The organism is Pseudarthrobacter sp. PS3-L1, assembly GCF_030063285.1.
Classification (GTDB): Bacteria; Actinomycetota; Actinomycetes; order Actinomycetales; family Micrococcaceae; genus Arthrobacter.
Genome location: NZ_JASISU010000001.1, coordinates 161,622 through 187,563 on the forward strand (window position 1 = coordinate 161,622; position 25,942 = coordinate 187,563).

A 25,942-nucleotide genomic window follows, 5' to 3' on the forward strand; every position below is an offset into this window, starting at 1 on the left:
AGACTGCCATGGACATCAATGCGGACCAGCCGATCTTCGTAATCTCCGTGGCGGCCGACCTGGCTGATATGCACCCCCAGACCCTGCGGCAGTACGACAGGCTGGGGCTCGTTTCGCCCAGCCGTGCCCCGGGTAAATCCAGGCGGTACTCGCAGCGGGATGTCAGTATGCTCCGTGAGGTGCAGCGACTGTCCCAAGAGGGCGTGTCACTTGAAGGCATCAAGCGCATTCTGGAGCTGGAAAACCAGGTTTCTGCATTGCAGCATCGGGTCGAAGAGCTGACGGATGAGCTGGAAAGGCGCCGGGACCCGATGGATTCAAGGATCTTCGCGGCGGGAGCTGCGGTGGGCGATGTTGTCAGCCTCAACCGTGGGCAGCGCCCAAGGGCGCGTTCGCAGGCTGTTGTGATCTGGCGACCACGAGCGTTGGGACGTTAGCCGCATCAACGTTGGGCAGGTCCCCACTTCTCCGCACTTTTTGCTAAAGTCGCTCGAAAATGTCTGGGGTCCCGGGGAGAATTGAACCATGGAAAGCACCCAGGATTTCCTCCCGCTGATAACTCCAGTGTCCCCTGCCATCAGCGCCCGGAGCGGCGGTCTCCACGGCACAGCGGGCTTTGGCGTGGCTGGCCTTGGTCAGCTGGTTGCCGCGATCCTGCCATCCGCGACAGGTCCCGGACTGATCGATCAGATTCGGGCCCTGGAAGATCTGAAGTCTGCTGCCGCGGCGGCCCAGGCACGCCTCACTGTCTCGTTTGACGCACTTGAAAGGCACCACCAGGCCCTTGCTGGTGTTCCCGCCGCTGAACGCGGCCGGGGCGTCGCCGCACAGGTAGCACTCGCCCGTCGGGAATCTCCCGCGCGAGGTTCCCGTCTCCTGGGACTGGCCAACGCCCTTGTTTCCGAAATGCCACACACTTTGGCCGCCCTCCGCGCAGGTCAGCTCAACGAATGGCGCGCAACGCTCCTGGTGCGGGAAACGGCATGCCTCTCCGCCGCGGACCGGTCCGCAGTCGATGCGGAACTTGCTCCGGAGGCCAGCACGTTCAACGGGCTTGGTGACCGCGCAGTCATCGCTGCGGCCCGGACCGCCGCCTACCGCCGGGACGGCCGATCCGTGGCACTGCGGGCAAGCCATGCGGCAACCGAGAGACGTGTCAGTCTGCGTCCAGCACCGGACACCATGACCTACCTCACCGCCTTGCTGCCTGTGGCCGAAGGAATGGCTGTATACGCCACCCTGACCCGCCAAGCGGACACAGCCCGCGCGTCGGGCGAGGTCCGTACGCGAGGTCAGATCATGGCCGATTCGCTGGTGGAACGAGTCACCGGCACCCCTGGCGGAATCACTGGAGTGCAGATCAGCCTCGTCATGACCGACCGGACCCTTCTTCGTGGCCATTGTGAACCAGCACGCCTTGCAGGCTACGGAGTTGTTCCGGCACAGTGGGCCCGAAGCCTCGTCAACTCCGCACCAGCTGACAACGCCGACGGCACTTCGGGTAACGCTGATGCCACCCACAGCGCCGTGGGTAACGCTGATGCCACCCACAGCGCCGTGGGTAACGCTGATGCCACCCACAGCACTAGGTCCAGACCTGGGGAAAATCTTCGAATCTGGGTTCGCCGCCTCTACACAGCACCCGGAACCGGCGAGCTGATCTCCATGGATTCGCGGGCGCGGCTCTTCCCGTCCAGGATGCGCCGGTTTATCGAAGCCCGCGACGCAACCTGCCGCACACCCTACTGCGATGCTCCCATTCGCCATTTTGATCATGTTATTCCGTGGCATTTGGGCGGACCCACCGTCCCGGACAACGGTGCAGGGCTCTGCGAAGCCTGCAACCACACCAAGGAACTTCCTTACTGGAAAACAAAACCTACGCCAGGACCAAGGCACCGGACTCGGCTCACCACGCCCACCGGGCACACCTATCACTCCACAGCGCCGCCCCTACCGGGGCGGGTGTGAGAGCAGCGCGCTGGCAGTCCGGTTGGACAGGACCCTGGCGAAAAGCAGGACGAGGAGCCCTGCTGCCGGTACAAACAAAAGCCCCAATCTCAGTGAAGAGGCGTCGGCGATCAGCCCCACAATAGGCGGGGACACCAGGAACCCCACGCGCAGGAGCCAGCCAACAATGGTCAGGCCAGCCCCGGGGCGAAAGCCCGGAAGCTCGTCCGCTGCGTGCATGGCGGCAGGGATGAGGGTTGCGACGCCAAAACCGGCCAGGCCCAGACCAATCACTGTGCCCGGGATGCTGGGGAACGCCAGGGCGGCTCCCATTCCCACGAATACGGTGATACCCCCAGCCTGGGCAACAACGCGCTGACCAAAGCGGTCCACCATCCCATCGCCTAGAAGGCGGCCAATAAACTGCATGCCCTGCAGGGAGATAAAGCCCAGGCCTGCAACAAACGCACTGGATCCCAGATCAACCGAAAGGTAGATGGCAGACCAGGAACTGCCGGCGTCCTCCACGATGGCTCCGCCAGAGGCGATGATCACCAGGGCCAGCAAAACCCCATAACGGGCAACAATGCCCACACTCCGTGACGTTGGTGGGGGATTCTTTGCGCCGTTGTCTGCCGTCGTCGGATCCTCAGTGGCGCTCTCCGTCTCCGGTCCACGTAGGAGGAAGCGGGCGAAAGCACATGCGGCGGTTCCAAAGGCAACGGCTGAGACAAGAAGGTGCAGCGGGAGGGGAATTTCCAGCTCCGCGGCAGCCGCGCCCATGATGCCACCAAGCACGGCACCCAGCGACCAGACGGCGTGGAACGAGTTGATGATGGACCGGCCGAACAGGCGCTGCACGCGCAGCCCATGCGAATTTTGGGCCACGTCGGTGATCGCGTCCATGGCGCCGGCAAGGAAAAAGGCTGCCGCCAGGACAGCCCAGTTGGGTGCAATTCCGGCTAGGAGGATACCGAAGCCTGTCATAAGGGTTCCGGTCACAGCCACGCGGGATGACCTGAAACGGCGAATCAGGAATCCTGCACTCAGCCCCACGATCAGCGCACCGAGCGGGAATGCGGCGACGGCTGTGCCGAAGGCTGCATTGCTCAGCCCAAGATCCGCCTTGATCCCGGGATAGCGGGGCAGGAGGTTTGCGAACAGCGCCCCATTGGTGAAGAAGAGGACGCCGACAGCGAGCCGTGCGCGGCGGGCTGCGAGTGGCGCAGTAGTAAGGGTGGGGGCGGCAGACACTGTGGAATCCATTCGCTTTCAGGGTTTACGTGAACGTTCACGCTAAGAAGAAGTTAGCAGTGGGTCGGTGTAGTGGCAAGGTGCAGTGCTTCGTAGACTTGCCTAAGGCCCTCAACGATGGAGTGAAACACTGTGAAGAATCCGATCCCAGATTATTTGGACGAAGTCATATCCGGCGTCAGGGATGATTCGCAGGGGAACGTCGCTGATTACATTCCCCAGCTTGCGGCAGCAGATCCTGACGTCCTGGCAATAGCTGTCACAACTGTCCACGGCAAAACCTACTCGGCAGGGGACAGCAATGAGCTGTTTTCCATTCAGTCGATCTCCAAGCCGTTTGCCTATGCAGCGGCCCTGATCGACAGGGGATTTGAGCGCATTGACCTCACCGTCGACGTCGAACCATCAGGCGAAGCGTTCAACGAACTTTCGCTTGAGGGCGAGACGCACCGTCCCAAGAACGCGATGATCAATGCCGGTGCCATCGCAATCCATTCCCTGGTCGGAAGCGAAGGCTGCTCTGGTGAGAGCAGGGTCCAGCGTCTGCTGGGTTTCTTCTCTTCCCTGGCCGGCCGGGAGCTCGAAATTGATGAAGAGGTGTGCCAGTCCGAGTTTGAGCATGCCGACCGTAATTTTGCCATTGGCCACATGCTCCGCAATTACAACCTTATTGACGGGGACGTCCACGAAACTGTCCTTGGCTATACCAAGCAGTGCAGCATACTGGTCTCGGTTCGTGACCTGTCCATGATGACTGCAACGTTAGCGGCAGGTGGTGTGCAGCCGCAGACCGGGGAACGCCTGATGAGCCCAGAGGTGGCCCGCCAGGTGATGTCCGTGATGGCGGGAGCCGGGATGTACGACTCCGCCGGTGATTGGCTGACCAAAGTGGGAATTCCTGCCAAAAGCGGCGTCTCCGGCGGGATGGTCGGAGTGCTCCCCAACCAGGTCGGAATCAGTGCATTTTCGCCGAGGCTCGACACCCATGGCAATAGCCAGCGTGGCCGGCGAATCTTCGAACGACTCTCCGCGGACATGGGTATGCACCTGTTCAACGTGGACCCCAGCACTGATAAATCCGTGGTCAAGGAACTCACGGACGATGGCGCAGTCTTCCACCTGCACGGCACGGTCCAGTTCCTCACGGCATCCAATCTGCTGTACCAGATGACAGATTCGGAGAGCCTTGGCGGCGCCACACTGGACGTCTCCCGCGTGGATTCCTTCTCTGACGTGGGCCGCCGCATGACACTCGAGGGCATGCGGCGCCTACACCAGGATGGTTCCGCCATCAGGCTGTACGATCCGGAGGGAAAGCTGCCGGATCCAGACTTTGGCAACGGGGAATATCCCGTTCTCGTCTAGGACGCCCGGGTGGACACCCGGACAACTAGGTCTACAGCAATGGCCGCAGCGGAACCAGGACAGTTTCGCTGAATCGGGCCAGCGGTGACCGGTGCTGCCACTCCTCGGTGGTGAGGACCTGGCAGTTCTTGCTGTCTGCCTCAAATATCTTCCGCATATCTGCAGCGAAATCCTCGTCGTGGATCTCAAGATTGATCTCGTAGTTGCCTGTCAGGCTTAGCCGGTCAATATTGGCGCTGCCCACTGTTGACCATGCGCCGTCGATTGTGGCTGTCTTTGCGTGAATCATGGCGTTTCGGTAGAGCAGGATGGTCACGCCAGCTTCAAGGAGTGACTTGTAGAATCCCCGTGACAGCCAGTCGGAAAGGACGTGGTTTGAGTCTTTGGGGAGAATGATCCGAACGTCAACGCCTCGTTCGCTGGCGGCCAGGAGCGCCCGGAGGATCTGCTGATCGGGGATGAAATAGGCCATGCTGACATAGATATGGTCCTGTGCCCGGTCAATGGCTTCCAGGTATACCCCGCGGATCGGATAGACCAGATTTGCTGGAATATTATTCACCGCACTGATGCGTGGTTCCCAGACATCAGGACCCGTGTGGGGTATTTCCTTTTCGCGTGTGGACGTATGCGCGTTCCACACATTCGCAAATGCCTGGCGGAGGTCCCAGACGGAGGGGCCAACAAGCCTCAGATGCGTGTCCCGCCATTCAGTGGCGTAGAGGGAGCCAATGTTATAGCCACCCACAAACCCTGTGCGGTCATCAACAACAAGGATTTTGCGGTGGTCCAGTCCGGTACTGCGAAGCGCCTTGAAGAACATTGAGGGCCGGATCACGGGGAAGCGATAGACGTGGATGGCCGGGTGGAACCTGAAGAAGGAGTGCGGGACCACCAGGTTGGCGAATCCGTCGTAGATGACAAAAACGTCAACACCGCGGCCGGCAGCTTCATTAAGGGCATTCTTGAACTGCCTGCCCGTAGTGTCGTCCTTCCAGATGAAGGTCTCAATGTAGATGGTGTGTTCGGCGTCCCTGATGGCCTGGATCATGTCCCGGTACAGGTCCTCACCGTAGGTATAGGTTGTGACCTGTGTGCCTGATATCTCCTGGTCGAAGGTCCCCGGGTGGGGGAACCCCTTCCGCTTCCGCCTGCTGTGTTTTTTGATCGTATCGAGGGCAAGCAGCCCTGCGATAACTGCCCCCTGGAGCGCAAGAAACCCCAGCGCCAACCGGCTCGCAGTTTTCCGGGCCAGTCCAGCAGTGTGGTTCGGGAACAATCTAGTCATGGACTCAGCCTAATCTGCTCTCCTTTGAAGGAGCTGCAATGAATTCTGCTGCCAGCGCCTCCGAACTGCGGGCCAGAAGCGCAACGTCGGCCCCCACCAGCACGAAGGCGGCGCCGGCTGCCATGTAGCGGCGGGCCATGCCTGGGTTGAACGCATTCACGCCAGCTGGTTTTCCGGCAGTGGCGGCAGCAGCGAGGCAGCGTTCGACGGCGGCCACCACCTCCGGGTGTTCCTGCTGTCCCAGCACACCCATGGAAGCTGCGAGATCCGACGGCCCGACAAAAATGGCATCCACCCCATCAACGGCGAGAATGTCTTCCACTGCCTCAACCGCCGTCGTCGATTCAATCTGGACGGTGACGCTGATCGTGGCGGCCGCCTGGGCCAGGTAGTCCGGGATACGGTTCCACCGCGATGCACGGGCCAGTGCTGCTCCAACACCCCGCACTCCCTCTGGCGGATACCGTGTGGCGGCAACAGCCTCCTGCGCCTCCTGCGCCGAGTTGACCATGGGCAGCAGCAGGTTCTGCGCGCCCAGGTCCAGGTACTGCTTGATCAGTACTGTGTCATTGACAGGCAACCGGACCATGGCCGTCACGGGATATGCACCGATCACCTGCAGTTGCGACAGGACAGATTCGAGGCCGTTGGGGCTGTGCTCTACGTCCACCAGCACCCAGTCAAGGCCGGATCCAGCGCAAATTTCGGCAGCAACGCTACTCCCGGAACAAACCCACATCCCGATCAAGGGCCTGTCCGCTGCGGCAAGCACCTGCGCAAACGTGGCATCTGGTGTTACGTGAAATGGCATGTGACTGCTCCCAAGGGTCCGTAATCTGCGTGCACGGTATCGCCTTTCGCCACCCACATGGGGCGCGTAAACGAGCCGGCCAGGATAATGTCGCCAGCCCTGAGGCTGTCGCCGTGGGCGGCGATCTTGTTCGCCAGCCAATGCACTCCGTTGCCGGGATGGTCCAGTACCCCAGCTGCCACACCCGTCTCCTCGACTGTCTGGTTTTTGTAGAGCAGCGCTGCAACCCAGCGGAGGTCGACGGCGTCTGGCCGCACGGGTGTGCCGCCCACCACCATGGCGCCCATGGCAGCGTTGTCAGCGATGGTATCCACGATGGTCCGGCCTGCCATCTCGATCCGTGAGTCCAGGATCTCCAGGGCGGGAACCACGTAGTCCGTGGCATTGAGGACATCGAAGAGCGTGCAGCCGGGGCCGGACAGGTCAGTTTTTAACACAAACGCCAGCTCCACTTCGACCCGCGGATGCGTATATTTGTCCCACTCCACAGCACAGCCGGTGGAGAGGACCATGTCATCAAAAATGGCCCCGTAGTCGGGTTCCGTGATGCCGGTGGCCATTTGCATGGCGCGGGACGTCAGGCCAATCTTCCGCCCCACCAACGTCCGCCCGGCTTCTTCGTTTCGGCGCCGCCACAGCCGCTGTACGGCGTAGGAGTCAGCCACCTCCATGTCTGGATAACGGGCGGTCAGAAGGGGCACAGGAGTTCGCGTGCGCCCGGCCTCGACGAGTTCATTGGCAATGGATTCGATGATTGTGGGATCCAGCATGGCTACAGCTGGGTTCCGAGTTTGAAGCCGCGTTCCTCGCCCGGTTCACGGGTATAGGAGAATCCGTCTGCTCCCACTGTGACGGCCATTTCGCTCCGGTCCTCCCGGAGAGTCAGCGGCTGCACGTTGCCATCGAGGTCAAGGACGGGGGAGGCTTCGCTGTACCACGACGGAACCACGGGATTGCCCCACCAGTCGCGGCGCTGGTTGTCATGGACGTCCCAGGTGATGGTGGGGTTGTCGGGATCGCCCGTGTAGTAGTCCTGGGTGTAGATCTCAATCCGGTGGTTGTCCGGGTCAAGGATGTACAGGTAGAAGGCGTTGGACACGCCGTGCCGTCCGGGACCGCGTTCAATCCTGTCGCTCATCCGCAGCGCGCCCATCTTGTCGCAGATCTGGATGATGTTGTGTTTTTCGTGGGTGGCAAAGGCAACGTGGTGCATCCTGGGCCCGTCCCCGCCAGTCAGTGCCGTGTCGTGGACTGTCTGCTTGCGGTGCATCCACACGGCATACGTGACTCCGTCCGAATCCTGGATGTCCTCGGAGACCCGGAACCCCAGGTCTTCCAGGTATTTGCGACCGCGCGGAACATCGGGCGTGACCTGGTTGAAGTGGTCCAGGCGCACCAGTTCGCCTGCCGAGTAGAGGTCATAGCGCTGGGTCAGGCGCTCCACGTGCTCGGCATCGTAGAAGAATTCATAGGGGAAGCCCAGCGGATCCTCCACCCGGACGGAATCGCCGATTCCTTTGGTGAAGCCGCCCTTCCGGCGTTCGGTCCGGCAGCCGAGCTCCTGGTAGTAGGCCTCTGCTGCATCTACTTCGGCAGGGGACTTCACCCTGTAGGCGAAGGCGGCGACAGCTGCCACGGGTCCTTTCCGCAGCACGAGGTTGTGGTGGATGAATTCCTCCAGGGAGCGCAGGTAGATGGTGTTTTCATCTTCCTCCGTGACGTGCAGTCCCAGCAGGTCAACGTAAAAGGCGCGTGATGCAGCAAGGTCGGTGACCACTATTTCCATATAGGCGCAGCGGACAATGTCCGGAGCCGGAACTGAGGGTTTGGCAATGGCAGTGCTCATGGGAATCTCTCTTCGTTGAAAGTGTGCGGGTCCTCGAACGTGCGTGCGGAATGTCAGGCGCCGAATTTCGGGGTGTGGACTGCGCCCAGGCTGATATGCACTGCCTGCTGGTCCGTGTAGAAATCAATGGAACGGTAGCCGCCCTCGTGCCCCAGTCCGGAGGCCTTCACGCCCCCAAAGGGAGTGCGAAGATCCCGGACATTGTGGCTGTTCAGCCAGACCATGCCGGCTTCGATGTTCTGTGCAAAGGTGTGGGCGCGCGTCAGGTCCTGGGTCCAGAGGTAGGCCGCCAGGCCGTATTTGGTGTTGTTCGCGAGGGCCAGTGCTTCGGCGTCGTCCGCAAAAGGCGTGATCGACACAACGGGACCGAAAATTTCCTCCTGGAAGATCCGGGCGTCAGGGGCGACGTCGGCAAAAACAGTGGGGGCTATGTAGTTACCCGTGGGGAGGTGGTCCGGGCGGCCGCCACCGGCCAGCAGCCTGCCCTCGGTTTTGCCGATTTCCACGTAGGAGGCCACCTTGGCGTAGTGCTCGGGGTGAACCAGCGCGCCCACCTCTGTGGCCGGGTCGTGCGGATCCCCGACGATAATGTTCTTGGCCCTTGCCGCGTATTTCTCGCAGAACTCCTCATAGACCGTGCGTTCCACCAGGATCCGTGACCCGGCGGTGCAGCGCTCACCATTGAGCGAGAAGACGCCGAACAGCGCTGAGTCGATAGCGGCGTCCAGGTCCGCGTCCGCGAAGACAACACAGGGCGATTTGCCGCCGAGCTCCATGGAGAGGCCCTTGAGTCCCGTGGCGGCATTGCGGAAAATGGTCTGGCCGGTGGTGCTCTCCCCGGTGAAGGAGATCAGGGGAACATCCGGGTGCTTCACCAGTGCGTCCCCGGCCTCCTCGCCCAGGCCATTGACCAGGTTGAAGACTCCGGTGGGCAACCCGGCATCCTTGAATATCTGCGCCCACAGCGACGCCGACAACGGCGTGAATTCGGCCGGTTTGAGAACCACCGTATTTCCGGTGGCCAGCGCGGGGGCGAGCTTCCAGGATTCCAGCATAAAAGGGGTATTCCAGGGAGTGATCAGGCCCGCGACGCCGATTGGCTTGCGGTTCACGTAGTTGATCTGTGCCCCGGGGACTTTCATGGCGTCGTCGTACTGCGCCACAATCAAGTCCGCAAAAAATCGGAAGTTTTCCGCGGCCCGCAGAGCCTGGCCCTTGGCCTGCGTGATGGGCAGGCCGGTGTCGAAGGTTTCCAGCTCGGCGAGGCGGGTTTCCTGGGCTTCGACCGCGTCGGCAATCCTGTTCAGGACCCGGGCACGTTCGCGGGGCTTCATGCTGGGCCATGGCCCGTTCCGGAATGCTTCGCGTGCCGAGGCTACGGCCAGGTCAACATCTGCCTGCTGCCCGGCGGCCGCGGTGGCGTAATCGGTGTTGGATACCGGGTCCAGCACAGCGAAGGTTTCCCCGCCCACCGAGTCCACAAATTCGCCGTTGATGAAGTGCTGGATGTGGGTTGGCAGGTTCTGTGGGACGTAATGGGTGGCTGTCCTAGAAGGTGACGTCATTGTTTGTCCTTTGAGGTGGTGCTGAGAGTTTTCTGGGTACCTGGTGCCTGTCTTAGATAGGCGTCCAAGGTGGCTATGCGGTGCTGTCGGGCTGCCTGTTCAATCTGGGCAGGCTCTGCGCCACGTTCGATCAGGACAAGCAGGTTTTCGTGTTCGTTCACTGAATCCCGGGCACGCCCGGGGACAAAGCGAAACGTGGAGGACCGGAGTGCGGCAAGCCGGTTCCATCCCCTCTGCACAAGGTCCAGGATGTGGGGATTGGGGCAGTGTTCAAACAGGATGCTGTGGAATTCCTGGTTGAGGGCGGTGAACTGCAGGGGATCGAAGTCCGCCAGGCAGTTCCGCATCCGGTTGTTGACTGCCCGGGCACGGGCAATATCGGCCTTGTCCATCAGCTGGGCGGACAAGCCTGTTGCTGCTCCCTCAACGATGCTCAGGGTCTGCATTGTGTACTGGTATTCGGTGGGATCGATGCCGGACACCGTAGCTCCAACATTGCGCTCAAAGGTCACCAGTCCCTCGGCCTCCAGCCGACGGATTGCCTCACGGACCGGGACCACGCTGACGCCCAGGTCGGTGGCAATCGTGGCCAGGACCAGCCGATACCCGGGCGTGTAGATGCCGTGGACAATGCGTTGCTTAACGGCTGCGTATGCCTGCTGCGATTTACTTTCCGTTGCTTCGGTCACGCTTTTTCTCCCGCGTCCCACTCCACAAACTTCTTGCGCCATTCAGCATTCAGTGGGTAGAGGCCATCGACGCTATTGCCCTGCGCCACCATGGCCGCAATGAAGGTCTCTTCACGTTCCTGGACTATCGAATCGTCGGCTACCTCGTCTGCCAACGCAGGCGGGATCACGAGGATTCCGTCTGCATCCGCCACGATGATGTCGCCCGGTTGGACAGTGGTTCCACCGCAGGCGATGGTGATGTCGGTATCCCAGGGGATATGCCGGCGTCCCAGCACCGCGGGGTGGGTGGCGCCGAAGTAACTTGGCATATCCAGTGCTGCGACGGCGGTAAAGTCGCGGACACCGCCGTCGGTAATGATGGCGGCGGCACCCCGTACCTGGGCGCGAAGGGCCAGAATGTCCCCGATGGTGCCGGTGCCTTTCTCGCCGCGTGCCTCCATGACCAGAATCTCACCGGGGTTTACTGAATCGATGGCGCGTTTTTGGGCATTAAACCCGCCACCGTGGGTGGTGAAGAGGTCTTCCCGATTGGGCACGTAGCGCAGGGTCCTGGCGAGGCCCACCACGCGGGTGTCCGGGCGGGTGGCGGAGAGGCCATCAATGCTGACATTGTTCAGGCCCCGCTTGCGCAGCTGTGCGGACAGGGTTGCGGTGCAGACGCTTTCAAGCTTTGCCTTCAGCGCGGGGGCCACGCCGGGTTCCGGCAGTCCTGCAGCGCTCCGTGATCCGTACGCCTCCTCGCGCTGGGTGTCATCCGTCCGGGGACGGGCACCAAAGTCCGCGAACGGCGTCGTACCCTCTGTGACGTGTGTCCTCAGCCTGCCGGTGGTGGCGTCCTTGCTCGAGACTTCAATTTCGACGACGTCGCCGGGGTGCGCTACCGAGGCGCCCGCGGGCGTGCCCGTGAGGATGATGTCGCCAGTTTCGAGTGTGAGTAGTTGCGAGAGGTCCGCGATCAGTTGCGCGAAGGGGAAAAGGAGGTCTCCTGTGGTGTCATCTTGGACGACGGCGCCGTTGTGCCAGGTGCGGATGCGCAACTGGGTGGGATCCACTGTCGCGGCGGGAATCAGGGCGGGTCCGATGGGGGTAAAGCCGTCGCCGCCCTTGGACCGGAGGTTGGAGCCCTTGTCCGCATAGCGGAGATCGTAGACGCCGAGGTCGTTACTGGCGGTCACCCAGGCAACGTGGCGCCAGGCGTCCTCGACGGAGACGCGGCGAGCCGGCGTGCCAACGACCAAGGCAACCTCGCCTTCGAAGCCAAGCAGTTCGCACCCGGCGGGACGTTCTACGGCGGAACCCGAGATGGCCAGCGAGGAGGGCGGTTTCAGGAAGTAGGAGGGCTGCCCCGGCGTGCGGCCGCGCTGTTCCGCGCGGCTGGGGTAGTTGATGTGGACAGCAATGACCTTGCGCGCCGAAGCCAGAAGATGCTCGGTGACATGTTCCACAAATTACTCCTCATCGAGTACGAAATCGTATACGAAGAGCATGCGCGTTGCAGCTGCTGCCGTCAACCCCCTTGGGCCAAGGCGGCTGGCTTACCAGGACGTCTCGCGGGGTCGGCCCTCTTCGTAGCCAGCGCTGGACTGCACTCCCACCACTGCGCGCCTGCGGAACTCGGCAATCGACTCGGCCCCAGCGTAGGTGAAGGAGGAGCGGACACCGGAAATAATGGAGTCGACCAGATCCTCGACGCCGGGCCGGGCAGGATCCAGGTACATGCGGGAATGCGAGATGCCCTCCTCGAACAGCCCGGAGCGGGCCCGGTCAAAGGCAGACTGTTTCCTGGTGCGGTTCTGCACGGCGCGCGCCGAAGCCATGCCGAAGCTTTCCTTGTAGGCGCGGCCACTGGAATCCACCACAAGGTCGCCGGCGGATTCGTGGGTTCCCGCGAACCAGGAGCCGATCATGACGCTGGCGGCACCTGCAGCAAGGGCCAGCGCAACGTCACGCGGATACTTGACGCCGCCGTCGGCCCAGATCTCGGCGCCTGATTCCAGGGCGGCAGCTGCGCATTCGAGCACAGCGGAGAACTGTGGCCGTCCCACGCCGGTCATCATCCGGGTGGTACACATGGCCCCCGGGCCAACGCCGACTTTCAGGATGTCCGCTCCAGCCTGGACCAGGTCTTTCACGCCATTCGCAGCAACGACGTTTCCGGCGACAATCTTCAGCCGTCGGCCGGTACGTTCAGCGAACTCGTCGCGGGCGGCCGTGACCAGCGGCAGCGCCTCGATCATCTTCTCCTGATGGCCATGCGCTGTGTCCACAACAATGACGTCGACGCCAGAGTCAAGCAGGCTTGCTGTCTTGGCCCGGACATCTCCGTTGATGCCGACGGCGCCACCGACCATAAGCCGGCCCTGGGGGTCGACGGCGGGGGAGTAGATGGTGGAGCGGAGGATGCCCTTGCGTGTCAGGACTCCGGCGAGTCGGCCGCCGTCGAGGACGGGAACCATGCTCAGGTGCCGTTCGGCCATGGTGTCGAAGACCGCGCGGGGTTCCTCGTCGGCTGAAGCGGTGACAATATTTTCGCTCATGACATCGGCAATGCTGCTAAACCGGTCCACTTCCTGGCAGTCGCCAAGCGTGACGATGCCTACCGGTTCGGTACCGTTGAGGACCACCGCGGCACCATGGGAACGTTTGCCCAACAACGAGAGGGCTGTCGCCACGACATCGGTAGCCTGCACGGTGATCGGCGTTTCGAAGACAGTGTGTGCACGCTTGACCTGTCCCACCATGTCATTAACGGCGTCACGGCTGATGTCCTGCGGCAAGATGGCGATGCCTCCACGGCGGGCAACGGTTTCAGCCATTCGCCGCCCCGTCACAGCGGTCATGTTGGATACCACCAGGGGGATCGAGGTCCCGATGCCGTCCGGGGTGGTCAGGTCGACGCTTGTCCGGGAGGCGATGGCAGAGCGCGAGGGCACCATGAACGTGTCGTTGTAGGTCAGGTCATAGGCCGGGCGCACGTCGTTGAGAAACTTCATGTACTCGAGCGTATCCCTGATTTCATGCCTGCGCTGGAGCCGTTGGGCCCTCACGTGGGTCCGCCGGGCCTGGTGCAATGCTTGACTCATGGCAGCGGAGGAGGAAATCCTCAACCACTGCGGCAAACTCATCGGGTTGCTCGATCTGGGGCATATGCCCGGTGTTGGCGAACACGTACGATTCCGCCCAGGGGAGGGCCCTGGTGGCTTCTGCCAGCTGGCTGAACGGCAAAACATGGTCGTGATCGCCCCAGGCGGCAAGTACCGGAATCTTCGACTGTGCCATGGACTGGATCAGTTCGGTACGCCATTCTTCCCGGATGCCAGAGATGGTGCCCAGGTCGTGGGCAATCTCCATTACCGTCCGGCGGTGCGACGCGCGCCGGGACAGGGCCAGGGCCTGGTCAACACGGGCATCGGTGACAAGCGTTTTGTCATAGAAAATCGACTGGACAGTGCGGCGTGAGGACGCTGCACTGGGCCGCATCAGAATTGGCGCAAACGGCCGCACCGCCAGCAGGCGAAGGGCAAGAGCTACTTCCGGACCGAAACCGGCGCTGTCGGCGAGGATCAGGGCTGATACGCGGCTGGGGTGGGCGGCGGCAAACGCCATGGCAATAGCCCCGCCGAGCGAATTGCCGATCACCGGCAAGGGTTCCCTGAGTCCTACCGCGTCAAGGAACCCTGGCAGGGCGTCGGCCAGTTTGGCCAGTGTTGCAGGCCCTGCGACACGTTCGGAATACGCAAATCCCGGCAGATCCACGCTGTAGACGGTGTGGCCTGCGGAGAGCCGGTCGTGCTGTTCATTCCAGTCCTCGAGGCTCTGCCCAATGCCGTGCAGGAGGAGGATGGGCTCTCCGGTGCCCGTTTTCCGATAGCGCATGCGGGTGCCCTCTGCGGTGATGTAGCCGGTACCGGGCAGCGCCAGGGGCCGCACCCGCTGGCCGCGCCGCCCGAACCGGACGTTGTCTGTCAGCCGGCCAGCCCGGAGCAGGGCGAAGTCCTGGATATAGTTCTGGTGCAGTCGCCATGGTGATTCGGCACCCTGGCGCGGCAATTTGTCTGCGCCGCGGAGAATGTAGCCAGCTTTCAGGTCGATCAAGGATGTCAGCTCGGCATCGGCAATGCCGGCGGGCGCTTTGGGTGCCACCCAGTCCAGGCTCCGGCGGTCCATGGTTTTCAACAGCCGCGTAATGTAGCCAGCCACCAGATCCGCCTTGAGTGTCCACGATGCGTTGGTGTAGCCAATGGTGAGCGCAAAGTTGGGCACGCCGTCAAGCATCATGCCCTTGTAGGTCAGCGACTTCCCCACATCGACAGCCTCGGCATCGACGGTCAGTTTCATCCCGCCAATGACAAGCAGGTTCAGTCCTGTGGCGGTGACGATTACGTCGGCCCGGATTGATCCGCCCGACGCTAGGTCAATTCCACCAGGCGTGATCCGCTTGATTTTGTCCGTCACAATCTCGGCAGTTCCGGCGCTGATGGCGCGGAAAAGATCACCATTGGGGATGGCGCACACCCGCTGGTCCCATGGCTGGTACGACGGTGCCAGGTGCGTGTCCACGGCGTAGCCAGCTGGTAGTTTGGCGAGCGCTGATTTGCGGAGGATGCCCTTCATGGTCTCCGGCCGGCGTCGGCTGACCTGGTAGGTGAGCATCGAGGCCAGAATGTTCTTGGTCCGCACGACGTTGTAGGCCAGCTGTGCAGGCACCTTGCCCCTGAGGCGGTCGGCCAGGTGGTCCCGGGATGGCACGGCGGCTATGTATGTCGGGGAACGCTGCAGCATGGTCACCTTCGCAGCCGATGTCGCCATCGAGGGCACGAGCGTCACGGCTGTAGCACCGCTGCCAATGACGACCACGTGCTTGCCCTCGTAATTGAGGGTGGCTGGCCAGTGCTGAGGGTGCACTATCGTCCCTGAAAAAGAATCCGCGCCCTCGATTGCCGGGGTGAAACCCTCGTCATAGCGGTAGTAGCCGGAGCAGACAGACAGGAAGGAGCATGTGAAAGTGAGCGTCTCTTCGGTGGGCTCGGGCCCGCCGTCCAGCGGTGCGTCGTTGAGCCGGTATTCTTCGCCAGACGTGCGGACGGCAGTGACTGTCCACAGCGCTGTCTCACTCGACCAATCTGCTGCGATGACCCGGTGATTCAGCCGGATTCCGGGCCCCAGATCCTCATCCGCGATTGTTGCCTGGATGTATTCGCGGATCGACTTGCCGTCGGCAATGGCCTTGGCGCCAATCCATGGCCGGAACGAGTAGCCCAGCGTGTACATGTCGCTGTCGGAACGGATGCCTGGGTATCTGAAGAGATCCCACGTGCCTCCCACGGCGCTGCGGGATTCAAGGATGGCGAAGGACTTCCCCGGCAGATCCCGTTTGAGCCGGCTGGCAAAGCCGATTCCGCTTAACCCGGCACCAACAATCAACACATCAACATGGGAGCTCATCTGGCCAAGTTATCGACTGTTTGTCGAGATAGTCAACACCGTGTTGATTGATGCGGTTAGGATGGGAACATGGTTCAGCGCGGACGACGAACGGAACGGGTTTCAGGCGATGAGCGCCAGGATGCGATCCTCGTTACTGCAGAGGCGCTCCTGGGCGAGCGCGCCCTGGATGATATTTCGATTGAGGAGCTGGCCAAGGGCGCTGGTATCTCCCGTCCTACCTTCTACTTTTACTTTTCATCCAAGGACGAGGTCCTGCTGGCCCTCCTGGATCGGGTAATCGACCAGGTAGAGCGCCAGGTTGGAGCGCTTCCCCGCAACTTCGAGAGCGACCCGGTCGGCGCCTGGACACGGTCCATCGGCATGTTCATTGATGTTTTTGTGGCCCACCGTGCGGTGGCCACGGCAGCCATCGCGGCACGTGGCCGCAACGCTGAGGTGCGGGCGCTGTGGTCCAGGTCCATGCAGTCCTGGGCGGATTTCACGACAGGCGTGATCCAGTCCGAACAGTCGCGTGGAGCCGCTCCCGGCGGAATCGACGCCCATGATCTCGCCGTAGGTCTGAACCTCATGAACGAACGCGTCATCACCGCAGTCCTCAACCGGGAAAGCCCAACCGTTGCGGAGTCCCGTGCCCTTGACGTGCTCTCGACGATCTGGATCCGCAGTATCTACGGATCTGATCACCCAGAAATCCCATAACCGCCATCGAAAGGAACATAGAGATGCCCCAGATCAAGAACCTGACAGTGCTTGGTACCGGAGTCCTCGGATCGCAGATCGCATACCAGGCTGCATTCCATGGCTTCGCCGTCACCGCCTACGACATTGATGATGCCGCCCTGGAAAAGGCGAAGGGCCGTTTTTCGCAGCTCGCTGGCATTTACGTGTCACAGAAGGTGGCTGGTGCCGCGGATGGCAAAGCTGAAGCCGCTCTCGACAACCTCCGCCTCAGCGCTGACCTCGGAGACGCCGTTGCGGAGGCTGACCTTGTCATTGAGGCTGTTCCGGAAATGATGGAGCTCAAGCGGGATATCTACCGCAGGCTCGCGGAGCTGGCTCCCAGCACAACCATCTTTGCCACAAACTCCTCGACCCTGCTGCCCAGTGACCTCAAGGAGTCCACGGGCCGACCAGACCGTTTCCTGGCCATCCACTACGCCAACAACATCTGGGTCCAGAACATCGCTGAAGTCATGGGCACAGCCGACACTGATCCGGCCGTGTTCGACGCCGTCGTCGAGTTTGCCCGGAATAGCGGCATGGAGCCCATAGAGATCGCAAAGGAAAAGGCCGGATATGTCCTGAACTCACTGCTTGTTCCTTTCCTCAATGCAGCTGCCGGACTGGTACTGCAGGGTATCTCCAGTCCGGACATGATCGACAAGACCTGGCGCATCGCCACCGGCGCTCCCACGGGGCCCTTCCAGATCTTTGATGTTGTGGGCCTGACCACCGCCTACAACATCTCCGCAGCATCACCGGACGCTGGGTCCCAGGCCTTCGCGGCGTACCTCAAGGACAACTACATCGACAAGGGAAAGCTCGGCGTCTCAACGGGCGAAGGCTTCTACAAGTACTGAGCCTGCCCGGGGTCCGCTCCATGGTGCATCCTGTTCACCCTTGTGGTCTCCTGCTGGACTGCTTTAGAGTGCTTTCAGCGCTCCTCTTCCATTTAGTGAACTCTGTGTTCAATTATCGAACAATTATGGAATAGCTGACCGCCACACAACGACGTGAGGAATGACAGTGCAGTTCCACCACCATGGGTATGTATCCGGGGACCCGCGCGTCCAGCCAGCAGCCGGCGTCGGGCTTGACCGCCCCGATGACCTGCCAGCTGAGGTGGATGTCCTCATTATTGGTACCGGTCCCGCCGGAATCGTGACTGCCGCCCAACTCTCCCAGTTTCCTGGCATCACCACGCGCATCATTGAACGCCGGGCGGGCAGGCTTGCGGTGGGCCAGGCTGACGGAATCCAGGCGCGGAGTGTTGAGACATTCCAGGCTTTCGGGTTCGCGGAGCGGATCATTGCTGAGGCATACCAGATCAGCGAAATGGCGTTCTGGAAGCCAGATCCCCAGGATTCCGCACGCATTGTCCGGGCGGCGCGGGCTGTCGACGACGCGGTCGGGATCAGTGAATTCCCGCACCTGATTGTCAACCAGGCTCGCGTGCTGGACTATTTTTCCGAATTCATGGCCAACGCACCCACCCGGATGGCACCAGACTATGGCCTTGAATTCCAGGGCCTGGAGGTAGCTGAAACGGGAGAATACCCAGTGACGGTGACCCTTGCCGAGACGGTGGGGCCAACGGCTGGTCAGTCGCGAACTGTTCGCGCCAAGTACGTCGTGGGTTCCGACGGCGCCCGCAGCCGGGTCCGCGACGCGATCGGCTGCACCATGGCGGGAGACAAGGCCAATCACGCCTGGGGAGTCATGGATGTGCTGGCGGTCACCGACTTTCCGGATATTCGCATGAAGTGCGCCATTCAGTCCGGTTCTGGTGGGAGTATCCTGCTGATTCCCCGTGAGGGTGGTCACCTGTTCCGGATGTACGTCGACCTAGGGGTTGTCCCTGCTGATGACGCCGGTGCCGTGCGCAGCACCAGCATTGAGCAGATCATCGAGAAGGCCAACGCGATCCTGCATCCGTACACCCTGGATGTACGCAACGTCGCCTGGCATAGCGTCTACGAAGTGGGACACCGGCTGACGGACAGGTTCGACGACGTCCTGCCGGACCAGCGCGGTTCCCGCACGCCAAGAGTCTTCATCACCGGCGATGCCTGCCATACCCACAGCGCCAAGGCTGGCCAGGGGATGAATGTCTCCATGCAGGACGGGTTTAACCTGGGCTGGAAACTGGGGCACGTCGTGGAGGGGCGGAGCCCGGAGGCCCTGCTGGATACCTACTCCGCCGAACGTCAGGTGGTAGCTAGGGAACTGATTGACTTCGACAGGCAGTGGTCCACTCTCATGGCCAAGCGTCCAGAGGACTTTGAAGACCCCTCCGAACTGGAGAATTTTTATGTCCGAACCGCCGAATTTCCGGCCGGGTTCATGACTGAGTATGCGCCATCCCTGCTGGTGGCCGGACCAGCACACCAGGCGCTTGCGAACGGCTACACGGTGGGAAAGCGCTTTAAGTCTGCGCCGGTGATGCGCGTCTGCGATGCACATCCAACACATCTGGGCCATCACGCCACAGCTGACGGGAGGTGGCGGATCTACGTCTTCGCTGATGCCGCGCAGGCGGGTCCTGATTCAGCTGTTGCGGACTTTGCCGACTGGATTTCCAGCGCCCCCGACTCGCCCTTTGCTGCCCTTCGTGACGGTGTCGAAAAACAGGACTGGTTCGACCTGAAAGTGATCTACCAGCAGGAGCATGCGGGCGTGGACATTGCCAAGGTGCCGTCCGTATTTTTCCCCCGGGTAGGGCCATTTGAGCTCATTGACTATGAGCTGGTGTACGCGACGGATCCCCAGCAGGACATCTTCGAGCTCCGCGGCGTGGATCGGAGCGGCGCCGTTGTTGTGGTCCGCCCAGATCAGTACGTGGCGGCCGTCCTGCCTATTTCCGCAACGGCCCAGTTGGCGGAGTTCTTTGCTCCGCTGCTATTGGCTGGCGTGAAGGCGTAGCCGGGCCCCGATAGCAATCCCGATGCTGTTTCCCGGGTCTTCTAGTCCGTTCCAAGCGCCCTAAGCGCTGCCAGAAGCCGGCGGTCCGCGTCGTCAGCAACTTCCGCTACGGCCGGAGCATCGCTGAGCTGCACCATGGTCTGGGGGTCGATGGTCTGGATGATGCTGGTGCCAGCAGTGTCACCATGCCTGACCACAACATTGCAGGGCAGCAAGAGTCCCATGTCCGGGTCGGCGGCCAGTGCCTTCTGTGCCAAGGCCGGATTGCACACGCCGAGGATCAGGTAATCGCCCAGGCCGGCCGAGGCATCGGATCCCAGCTTGGCATCAAAAGTAGCGCGGATGTCTATTTCGGAAAGCACACCAAAGCCCTGTTCTGAGAGAGCAACGCGGGCTTTGGCCACTGCTTCTTCGTAGGGAAGTGCAACAGTGATGGTGTGGGCGTACGTCATTGTTCTGCTCCGTCGTCTATGTGATCGTTCGCGAGAATGATGAGGGATCGCAATGCTACAGCCCCCGGCCAACGATGGGGAGTGGAGGCTTGACCTAGGCGCCGGCAGGGCCACCCGCCCGGAAATTGTTGGCGGCATAAACGCCAAGGATCCGGATTTCGGTGGTGAAGAACGCCAACTCTTCCAACGCGCGGCCGAGCGCCGGATCGTCAGGGTGGCCTTCGACGTCGGCCATGAACATGGTGGCCGCGAATTCGTCCCCCACCATGTAGCTCTCCAGCCGGGTCATGTTCAGGCTGTTCGTGGCAAACCCACCCAGCGCCTTGTACAGCGCTGAAGGGACGTTGCGAACCCGGAACACGAAGCTTGTGACTGTCTGTCCCGGGAGCAGGTCGCGCGACGGGAGTCCCTTCTCGCGAGCCAGGATGACAAAGCGCGTGGTGTTCGATGGGTTGTCCTCGACAGCGGTGGCCAGAACGTCGAGGCCGTAGAGTTTTGCGGCCAGCGGGGGTGCGAGGGAAAGCTTGGTGGGATCGTTCCAGTCGCGGACCTCACGTGCGGAACCGGCCGTGTCGCCAGCTATGACAGGGCGGAGATTCGCTTCGCGGATGAGCCGGCGGCACTGCCCCAGGGCGTGGATATGGCTGTGCACCTCGGTGGCGCCCTCAATGGTGGCACCGGGAATGCCCATCAGGTCGAAGTGGATGGGAAGGAAATATTCGCCAACAATCTGCAGATCCGACTGCGGCAGAAGAAGGTGGATGTCCGCTACCCGGCCGGCGATGGAGTTCTCGATGGGAATCATTGCCAGCTCTGCAGTGCCGCTGGAGACTAGGTCAAAAGCGTCCTCAAAGCTGGCACATGGAACACTTTCCATCTGCGGGAACATCTGCTGGCAGGCAATATCTGAATTGGCGCCGGGCTCACCCTGGTACGCAATCTTCTGGGACATGAGCGTCATCGTTTCACGCCTGCGCCCACGCACCCAACTGTGTAGCGCGTTCCTTCTTCTGTGGTGCCAATATTTTTCGCAGTGCAAGGTCAGCGTAGGGCGCGAAGATACCGTGCCCGCACAATCCGTTGCACAACCAGCAACAGGGGAAAGAGCCCGCGCCAAGGTTGCTGGGGCGCCGCCCGCGTGAGTGACCGTATGGTGAGGTGCACGTCGTTGCCGTCCCGGTGCACGATGAACGCTTCTTCACCGCTGACCGGGTGTCCGGGCTGCCCGCGGGGAACCACGGCCCCTGGTCCAGGATTGTCATTCGTTCGCCCCAGCGGCGATCTGCTCTACCGCTCGAGTCAGCTCAGCCATGGATTCCGGACCGCCATGGCCTTCGGCCTCCACAATTGTGAGAGTGCTTCCGGACCAGCGCTGGTGCAGCATCCACGCCGTGACCGCGGGTCCGCTGACATCGCGCCTGCCATGGATCAGGTGCGCCGGAATGCCATTCAGCTGATGGATCCGCGGAGTGATCTGCCCTTCACCCGAGAGGAATCCGTCACGAGACCAATAGTGCGTAACCAGAAGTGCAAAAGTCATGCTCTCCTGCTCATCGGTGAACAGCGGGCCCGGCGTCCAGGAAGGATCCAGGGATACGTGCGTGGACTCCCACTTGTTCCATGCCATGGCTGCCGCGCGGGCGTCCTCCCGGTCGGGTCCGGCCAGTCGGCGCGCATAGGCTTCCACTGTTCGCTCGCCGTCGCGGGCGTGTGCTGCCGTAGCGAAGTTCTGCCACGCCTCCGGGAAAATGCTGCCCACACCCTCGGTAATCCAGTCGACCTCACGGCGAGATGTGGTGGTAACCGCCACCAGGGCAATTCCGATGACCCGGTCTGGATGCGCCAATGCATAGGCCAGCGCCAGGGTGCTGCCCCACGACACGCCCGTGACAATCCACCGCTCTATCCCCAGGTCGGCCCGCACGGCGTCAATGTCCTCGATCAGCGTTTGGGTATTGTTGCGGGAAAGATTGCCAAGGTCGTCCTGGACCCGTGGCACGCTCCGCCCGCAACCGCGTTGATCCATGCCAACGGTGCGGAAGCGCTGAGGCTCATGGTGTTTCCGGTAGCCGCCGTTGCCCAGCGAACTGCCAGGTCCACCATGGAGATACAGGACGGCAATACCGTCAATGGCGCCGCTGGATTCCCAGTAAATGCGAGCGTCTGGCACTGCGGTCCAGCCCGAGGTGAACTGGGGGTCGACGTTGTCACTCGTCATTGCGGGGTTGCTCACCGTCTTGGGGACGGACGCGCAGCCAGACATACTGGTGCGCCGCCAGGGCCAGGCCGCCATCGAGTCGCCAGGGCTCATCGCTGAGAAGGTCGACGGCGGCTGGCATGAATCCGGAAAAGGTTGCTGCAGGAAGCACTTGTGGGAAGTCCGTGAAGTTCGCCAGCATCAGCACCACTGTCCCGTCGCCGGGTCGCTGGTACGCGAGGACCCCTGGATTCCCGGTATGGAAATCAATCAATCTGGTTCCAGCGAATTCCGCCGTGTGCGCGCGAACCTCAATCATCCGCCGGAGGCCAGCATAGATCGTTGACTCAAGCGTTCCGGGTTCCTCGCGTCGGGCGTACTGCGCCGCCGGGTAATGCGGCCGATGCACCCAGCGGCTGTCGGCGTCGTGCCCGTCCTCCAGGGCGTACTGGTAGTCGTTTAACTGGCCCACCTCGTCGCCAAGGTAGAGCAGTGGGATTCCGCCGGTGCTGAAGATAACGGAGTGTGCAAGCAGGATACGGCTGACTGCGTGAACCGGATCCTGCTCCAGGCCTGCCAGGGACGCAGTGGTTCCGGAAATGCGGCAGTCTCCGGTTTTAGGGTTGTCCTGGAACGGAACCCCACGGGCGAAGCTTCCCGGGAACCTGTTGACGTAAAAGGAATTCAGGAAACGGCGGTGTTCAAAGCCGTTGATACCGTGCTCGGCAGCATCTTCGTCGGCAAAGGTCCAGCCGATATCGTCGTGACTGCGGACGTAATTGACCCAGGCTGTCCCGTCGGGGATAGTGTGCCGTTGCTCCAATGCCGCGGACAAAAGCGTCACGTTCCGCGTAGCCAGGGAATCCCAGATGAGGGCCATCTGCAGTGGATTGTAGGAGATCTGGCATTCGGCTGGATCAATGTACTTGGCTACCTCGTCCGGGTGCACGATTGCCTCAGATTTGAACAGCATGGAGGGCGCTGCCAACCGGCAGACCTTGTTGAAGGCCCGGAGCAGGGTATGCGCCTGGGGCAGGTTCTCACTTGGTGTCCCCAACTGCTTCCAGATAAACGCCACGGCATCCATGCGGAGGATATCCACACCCTGGTTGGCCAGGAACAGCATCTCTCCGGCCATGGCGCGAAAAACGTCAGGGTTTGAATAGTTCAGGTCCCACTGGTAGGTGTGGAATGTGGTCCACACCCAGCGGCCGTCAGCCTGCTGAACGAAGGAGCCCGGATGATCATCGGGGAAGATTTCGCGGACGTCCTTTTCGAAGGCGTCAGGCATGGTGCGGTCCGGATGCATCCAGTAGTAGTCGCTGAATTCAGGGTCCCCGGCGGCAGCTTTGGTTGCCCACTCGTGCTCGTTGGAGGTGTGGTTGAAGATGAAGTCCACCACCAGGCTGATGCCGTTGGCCCGCAGATCTGCGGCCAACACCGTAAGGTCTTCCATGGTGCCCAGCATGGGGTTGACCTGGCGATAACTGGAGACAGCGTAGCCCCCGTCGGAAAACGGCTCCGGCGCCAGGAACAGGGGCATCAGATGCAGGTATGTCAGCCCCAGTTCCTTGAAATACGGGATGCGGGCGCGCACTCCGGCCAGGTCCTCCGCATAACGATCCACGTAACAGACCCCGCCCAGCATGGTGTTGGACTGGAACCAGCCAGTGTTGCCGGCACGCTCTGCATCCATGGCTTTCAGCCCAGCAGGACGCTCCCGCCAGGACTGGGCGCACTGTTGGATAAGTGCCGTGAGCTGATCCAGCCAGTCAGCGCGCCCACCGTACAGCGAGTGGAAGAGTTCGCAGAGCTCAGCAAAGTGCATATCCAGGTGAGCCTGAAAATCTGCGTCGTCAGATGCGGAACCGCTGATGTCGGGAGTGTGGGCAAGCGCTGAGCGAATGTGGCTGAGGGCGGTGGTGCCTCCGGAAAAATCCATGGTGCCAGATTCTCACGCCGTACCTGCACCGAGGCGCATAGACACCTGATACCTGTCCGAGCGGTACGTGGAGACCGTGTATTCAATGGGGACGTCCTGCCCGGCGGCACCCGCGAATGAGCGTCGCTTGAACAAGAGGACAGGGGCTCCGACCTCAATATCGAGGAACCCCGCCGTTTCCGCTGACGCGGCAGCTGCTTCCACGGTCTGCTCAGCATGCTGCACTGCGTTGCCGGTGGCGGCCAGGCAGCGGTAGAGGGACCCGGTGAGGTCCGCTGCCAGCAAATCAGGCAGCAGCCGGGGCGGCAGCCACGATTCATCCACGCTGACGGGTGCCCCATTTGCCATCCGCACCCGTTGGACCTTGTAGGCGGTGGCTCCGGCGGGAAGTCCGAGGTGCTGCCGGACCGTGGGGGGAGCTGCTGCAGTGGTTGCGGTGATGACTCGGGTGCTTGGGGTGAACCCCGCTGCGCGCATGTCCTCGTTAAAGGAAGCCAGGTGCAGGGTTGACTGAACCAGGCCATGGGAGACAAACGTCCCCTTGCCTTTGATGCGGACCAGGGCGCCATCCTGGACAAGATCGGAGATGGCCCGACGGATCGTGATCCGCGAGACACCGAACTTGTCTTCGAGCTGCCTTTCCCCCATCAAGGCATCTCCGGGCTGCAGATCTGCAGCCACCAGGTCCTGGATCAGGCGGCGGACCCGGACGTGCTTAAGTTCCCCTGCGCTTTCCATGACTCCTATTGTCCCGGCAATACAAACAGCTGACCGCCAGTCTCTACGGAATCAACTGATGTGGGGGCTGCCACAAGGTCAGGCTTGCTGTCCAGCACCACCACGGGGCTGCAGAGGCTCAAACCCGCGGCCCTGGCATGGGTGGCATCGACTGTGACCATTGGATCTCCGGCCTTGACCATGTCGCCCTTCGACGCAAGGACGGTGAAACCTGCCCCCTTGAGCTTCACAGTATCGATACCAATGTGGACCAGGATTGCGGGGCCAGCTGTGTGCTGGATGATGAATGCGTGGGGCAGGACCTTGATGACCTTGCCGTCCAACGGCGCGACGGCGGTAAGGGTCTCAGCGTTCTCATCGGGCAGAATTGCCACGCCTCCGCCGACAAGTCCCTTGGCGAAGACTGGATCCGGAACGTCGCTGAGCGCCACGACCCGGCCGGGCAGCGGGGCGGTGACGGCGAGGGTCGACATTGCGGACGCCGTGCTCACATCAGGTCCTGGATGTCCTCGGCGAGGCTCTCGGCCTCGGGGCCCACAACAACCTGGACCACGGTTCCCGCCACCATCACGCCGTGCGCGCCAGCGGCCTTGAGGGCTGCCTGGTCAACGATCGAGGAGTCGAGTACCTCCGTGCGCAGCCGTGTGATGCAGCCTTCAATTTCTTCAATGTTCTTGGCTCCGCCGAGTGCGGCGAGGATGATTTCAGCTTTGGACATGTCCACTCCTGGGAATTGGTGGTGAAGGATTTCG

General features: G+C 61.8%; 24 protein-coding genes. 6 read left to right on the forward strand and 18 right to left on the reverse strand.

Annotated features, from left to right (window positions below; all coding sequences use genetic code 11):
* The first annotated feature begins 8 nt into the window (after positions 1–8).
* Together QMG79_RS00785 and QMG79_RS00790 are read left to right on the forward strand one after the other, a co-directional pair.
* The gene (locus QMG79_RS00785; protein ID WP_283536667.1) at positions 9–437 is read left to right on the forward strand and encodes a heat shock protein transcriptional repressor HspR; all 429 of its coding nucleotides are present in this window, start codon (positions 9–11) and stop codon (positions 435–437) included.
* A gap of 88 nt (positions 438–525) precedes the next feature.
* Entirely contained in the window at positions 526–1,971 is a 1,446-nt protein-coding gene (locus QMG79_RS00790; RefSeq protein WP_283536668.1) for an HNH endonuclease, read from the forward strand.
* On the opposite strand, the gene QMG79_RS00795 is transcribed toward QMG79_RS00790, so the two are convergent.
* Positions 1,954–3,216: an MFS transporter gene (locus QMG79_RS00795; protein ID WP_502934680.1), complete on the reverse strand. Its 1,263-nt coding sequence runs from the start codon at positions 3,214–3,216 to the stop codon at positions 1,954–1,956. The two genes, QMG79_RS00790 and QMG79_RS00795, sit on opposite strands and share 18 nt — an antisense overlap.
* Positions 3,217–3,336: 120 nt before the next feature.
* On the opposite strand from QMG79_RS00795, the gene QMG79_RS00800 reads away from it, so the two are divergent.
* The gene (locus tag QMG79_RS00800) at positions 3,337–4,569 is read left to right on the forward strand and encodes a glutaminase (RefSeq protein WP_283536670.1); all 1,233 of its coding nucleotides are present in this window, start codon (positions 3,337–3,339) and stop codon (positions 4,567–4,569) included.
* 31 nt (positions 4,570–4,600) lie between these two features.
* Here the strand turns inward: QMG79_RS00800 and QMG79_RS00805 are convergent, their stop codons facing one another.
* The 9 genes from QMG79_RS00805 to QMG79_RS00845 form a co-directional block, all read right to left on the reverse strand.
* Entirely contained in the window at positions 4,601–5,857 is a 1,257-nt protein-coding gene (locus QMG79_RS00805) for a phospholipase D-like domain-containing protein (RefSeq protein ID WP_283536671.1), read from the reverse strand.
* Positions 5,858–5,861: 4 nt separating this feature from the next.
* Positions 5,862–6,668 carry an HpcH/HpaI aldolase family protein gene (locus tag QMG79_RS00810; RefSeq protein ID WP_283536672.1) on the reverse strand — a complete coding sequence of 269 codons (807 nt, stop codon included), beginning with the start codon at positions 6,666–6,668 and terminating at the stop codon, positions 5,862–5,864.
* Positions 6,653–7,438, reverse strand: coding sequence for a 2-oxo-hept-4-ene-1,7-dioate hydratase (gene hpaH, locus QMG79_RS00815; protein WP_283536673.1), 786 nt, complete (start codon positions 7,436–7,438; stop codon positions 6,653–6,655). The genes QMG79_RS00810 and hpaH overlap by 16 nt, the downstream gene beginning before the upstream one ends.
* Before the next feature lie 2 nt (positions 7,439–7,440).
* Positions 7,441–8,514, reverse strand: coding sequence for a 3,4-dihydroxyphenylacetate 2,3-dioxygenase (gene hpaD, locus QMG79_RS00820; RefSeq protein WP_283536674.1), 1,074 nt, complete (start codon positions 8,512–8,514; stop codon positions 7,441–7,443).
* Between the two features lie 53 nt (positions 8,515–8,567).
* On the reverse strand, positions 8,568–10,079 hold the full coding sequence (gene hpaE / locus QMG79_RS00825; protein WP_283536675.1) for a 5-carboxymethyl-2-hydroxymuconate semialdehyde dehydrogenase: 1,512 nt from the start codon (positions 10,077–10,079) through the stop codon (positions 8,568–8,570).
* Positions 10,076–10,768, reverse strand: coding sequence for a GntR family transcriptional regulator (locus QMG79_RS00830; protein WP_502934681.1), 693 nt, complete (start codon positions 10,766–10,768; stop codon positions 10,076–10,078). Before QMG79_RS00830 ends, hpaE begins: the two co-directional genes overlap by 4 nt.
* Positions 10,765–12,216: a fumarylacetoacetate hydrolase family protein gene (locus tag QMG79_RS00835; RefSeq protein WP_283536677.1), complete on the reverse strand. Its 1,452-nt coding sequence runs from the start codon at positions 12,214–12,216 to the stop codon at positions 10,765–10,767. Before QMG79_RS00835 ends, QMG79_RS00830 begins: the two co-directional genes overlap by 4 nt.
* A gap of 90 nt (positions 12,217–12,306) precedes the next feature.
* Positions 12,307–13,764 (reverse strand): GuaB1 family IMP dehydrogenase-related protein, encoded by a 1,458-nt coding sequence (locus QMG79_RS00840; RefSeq protein WP_283536678.1) that lies wholly within the window; start codon positions 13,762–13,764, stop codon positions 12,307–12,309.
* Positions 13,765–13,786: 22 nt separating this feature from the next.
* Positions 13,787–16,216: an alpha/beta fold hydrolase gene (locus tag QMG79_RS00845; RefSeq protein WP_283536679.1), complete on the reverse strand. Its 2,430-nt coding sequence runs from the start codon at positions 16,214–16,216 to the stop codon at positions 13,787–13,789.
* A 69-nt stretch (positions 16,217–16,285) separates the two neighbouring features.
* Between QMG79_RS00845 and QMG79_RS00850 the strand changes: the two genes are divergently transcribed.
* The 3 genes from QMG79_RS00850 (at position 16,286) to QMG79_RS00860 (ending at position 19,861) form a co-directional block, all read left to right on the forward strand.
* Positions 16,286–16,918 (forward strand): TetR/AcrR family transcriptional regulator, encoded by a 633-nt coding sequence (locus QMG79_RS00850; RefSeq protein WP_283536680.1) that lies wholly within the window; start codon positions 16,286–16,288, stop codon positions 16,916–16,918.
* A 23-nt stretch (positions 16,919–16,941) separates the two neighbouring features.
* Positions 16,942–17,799 carry a 3-hydroxyacyl-CoA dehydrogenase gene (locus QMG79_RS00855; protein WP_283536681.1) on the forward strand — a complete coding sequence of 286 codons (858 nt, stop codon included), beginning with the start codon at positions 16,942–16,944 and terminating at the stop codon, positions 17,797–17,799.
* Positions 17,800–17,965: 166 nt separating this feature from the next.
* Positions 17,966–19,861, forward strand: a complete 1,896-nt coding sequence (locus QMG79_RS00860) for an FAD-binding monooxygenase (RefSeq protein ID WP_283537320.1) — start codon at positions 17,966–17,968, stop codon at positions 19,859–19,861.
* Positions 19,862–19,902: 41 nt separating this feature from the next.
* Here the strand turns inward: QMG79_RS00860 and QMG79_RS00865 are convergent, their stop codons facing one another.
* The 8 genes from QMG79_RS00865 to QMG79_RS00900 all read right to left on the reverse strand — a co-directional run bounded on the left by QMG79_RS00865 (position 19,903) and on the right by QMG79_RS00900 (position 25,908).
* Entirely contained in the window at positions 19,903–20,313 is a 411-nt protein-coding gene (locus QMG79_RS00865) for a DUF302 domain-containing protein (protein ID WP_283536682.1), read from the reverse strand.
* Between the two features lie 94 nt (positions 20,314–20,407).
* A complete protein-coding gene (locus tag QMG79_RS00870; protein ID WP_283536683.1) occupies positions 20,408–21,265 on the reverse strand; it encodes a prephenate dehydratase in 858 nt (285 codons plus the stop codon).
* Between the two features lie 89 nt (positions 21,266–21,354).
* Entirely contained in the window at positions 21,355–21,552 is a 198-nt protein-coding gene (locus tag QMG79_RS00875; RefSeq protein ID WP_283536684.1) for a DUF1990 family protein, read from the reverse strand.
* A gap of 19 nt (positions 21,553–21,571) precedes the next feature.
* A complete protein-coding gene (locus tag QMG79_RS00880; RefSeq protein ID WP_283536685.1) occupies positions 21,572–22,531 on the reverse strand; it encodes an alpha/beta fold hydrolase in 960 nt (319 codons plus the stop codon).
* Complete coding sequence (locus QMG79_RS00885) at positions 22,521–24,452, reverse strand: alpha-amylase family glycosyl hydrolase (protein ID WP_283536686.1); 1,932 nt, start codon at positions 24,450–24,452, stop codon at positions 22,521–22,523. Before QMG79_RS00885 ends, QMG79_RS00880 begins: the two co-directional genes overlap by 11 nt.
* Positions 24,453–24,464: 12 nt before the next feature.
* Positions 24,465–25,190: a GntR family transcriptional regulator gene (locus tag QMG79_RS00890; RefSeq protein WP_283536687.1), complete on the reverse strand. Its 726-nt coding sequence runs from the start codon at positions 25,188–25,190 to the stop codon at positions 24,465–24,467.
* Between the two features lie 5 nt (positions 25,191–25,195).
* Positions 25,196–25,681, reverse strand: a complete 486-nt coding sequence (locus QMG79_RS00895; RefSeq protein ID WP_283536688.1) for a PTS sugar transporter subunit IIA — start codon at positions 25,679–25,681, stop codon at positions 25,196–25,198.
* Complete coding sequence (locus QMG79_RS00900) at positions 25,678–25,908, reverse strand: PTS sugar transporter subunit IIB (protein ID WP_283536689.1); 231 nt, start codon at positions 25,906–25,908, stop codon at positions 25,678–25,680. Before QMG79_RS00900 ends, QMG79_RS00895 begins: the two co-directional genes overlap by 4 nt.
* Between the last annotated feature and the right edge of the window lie 34 nt (positions 25,909–25,942).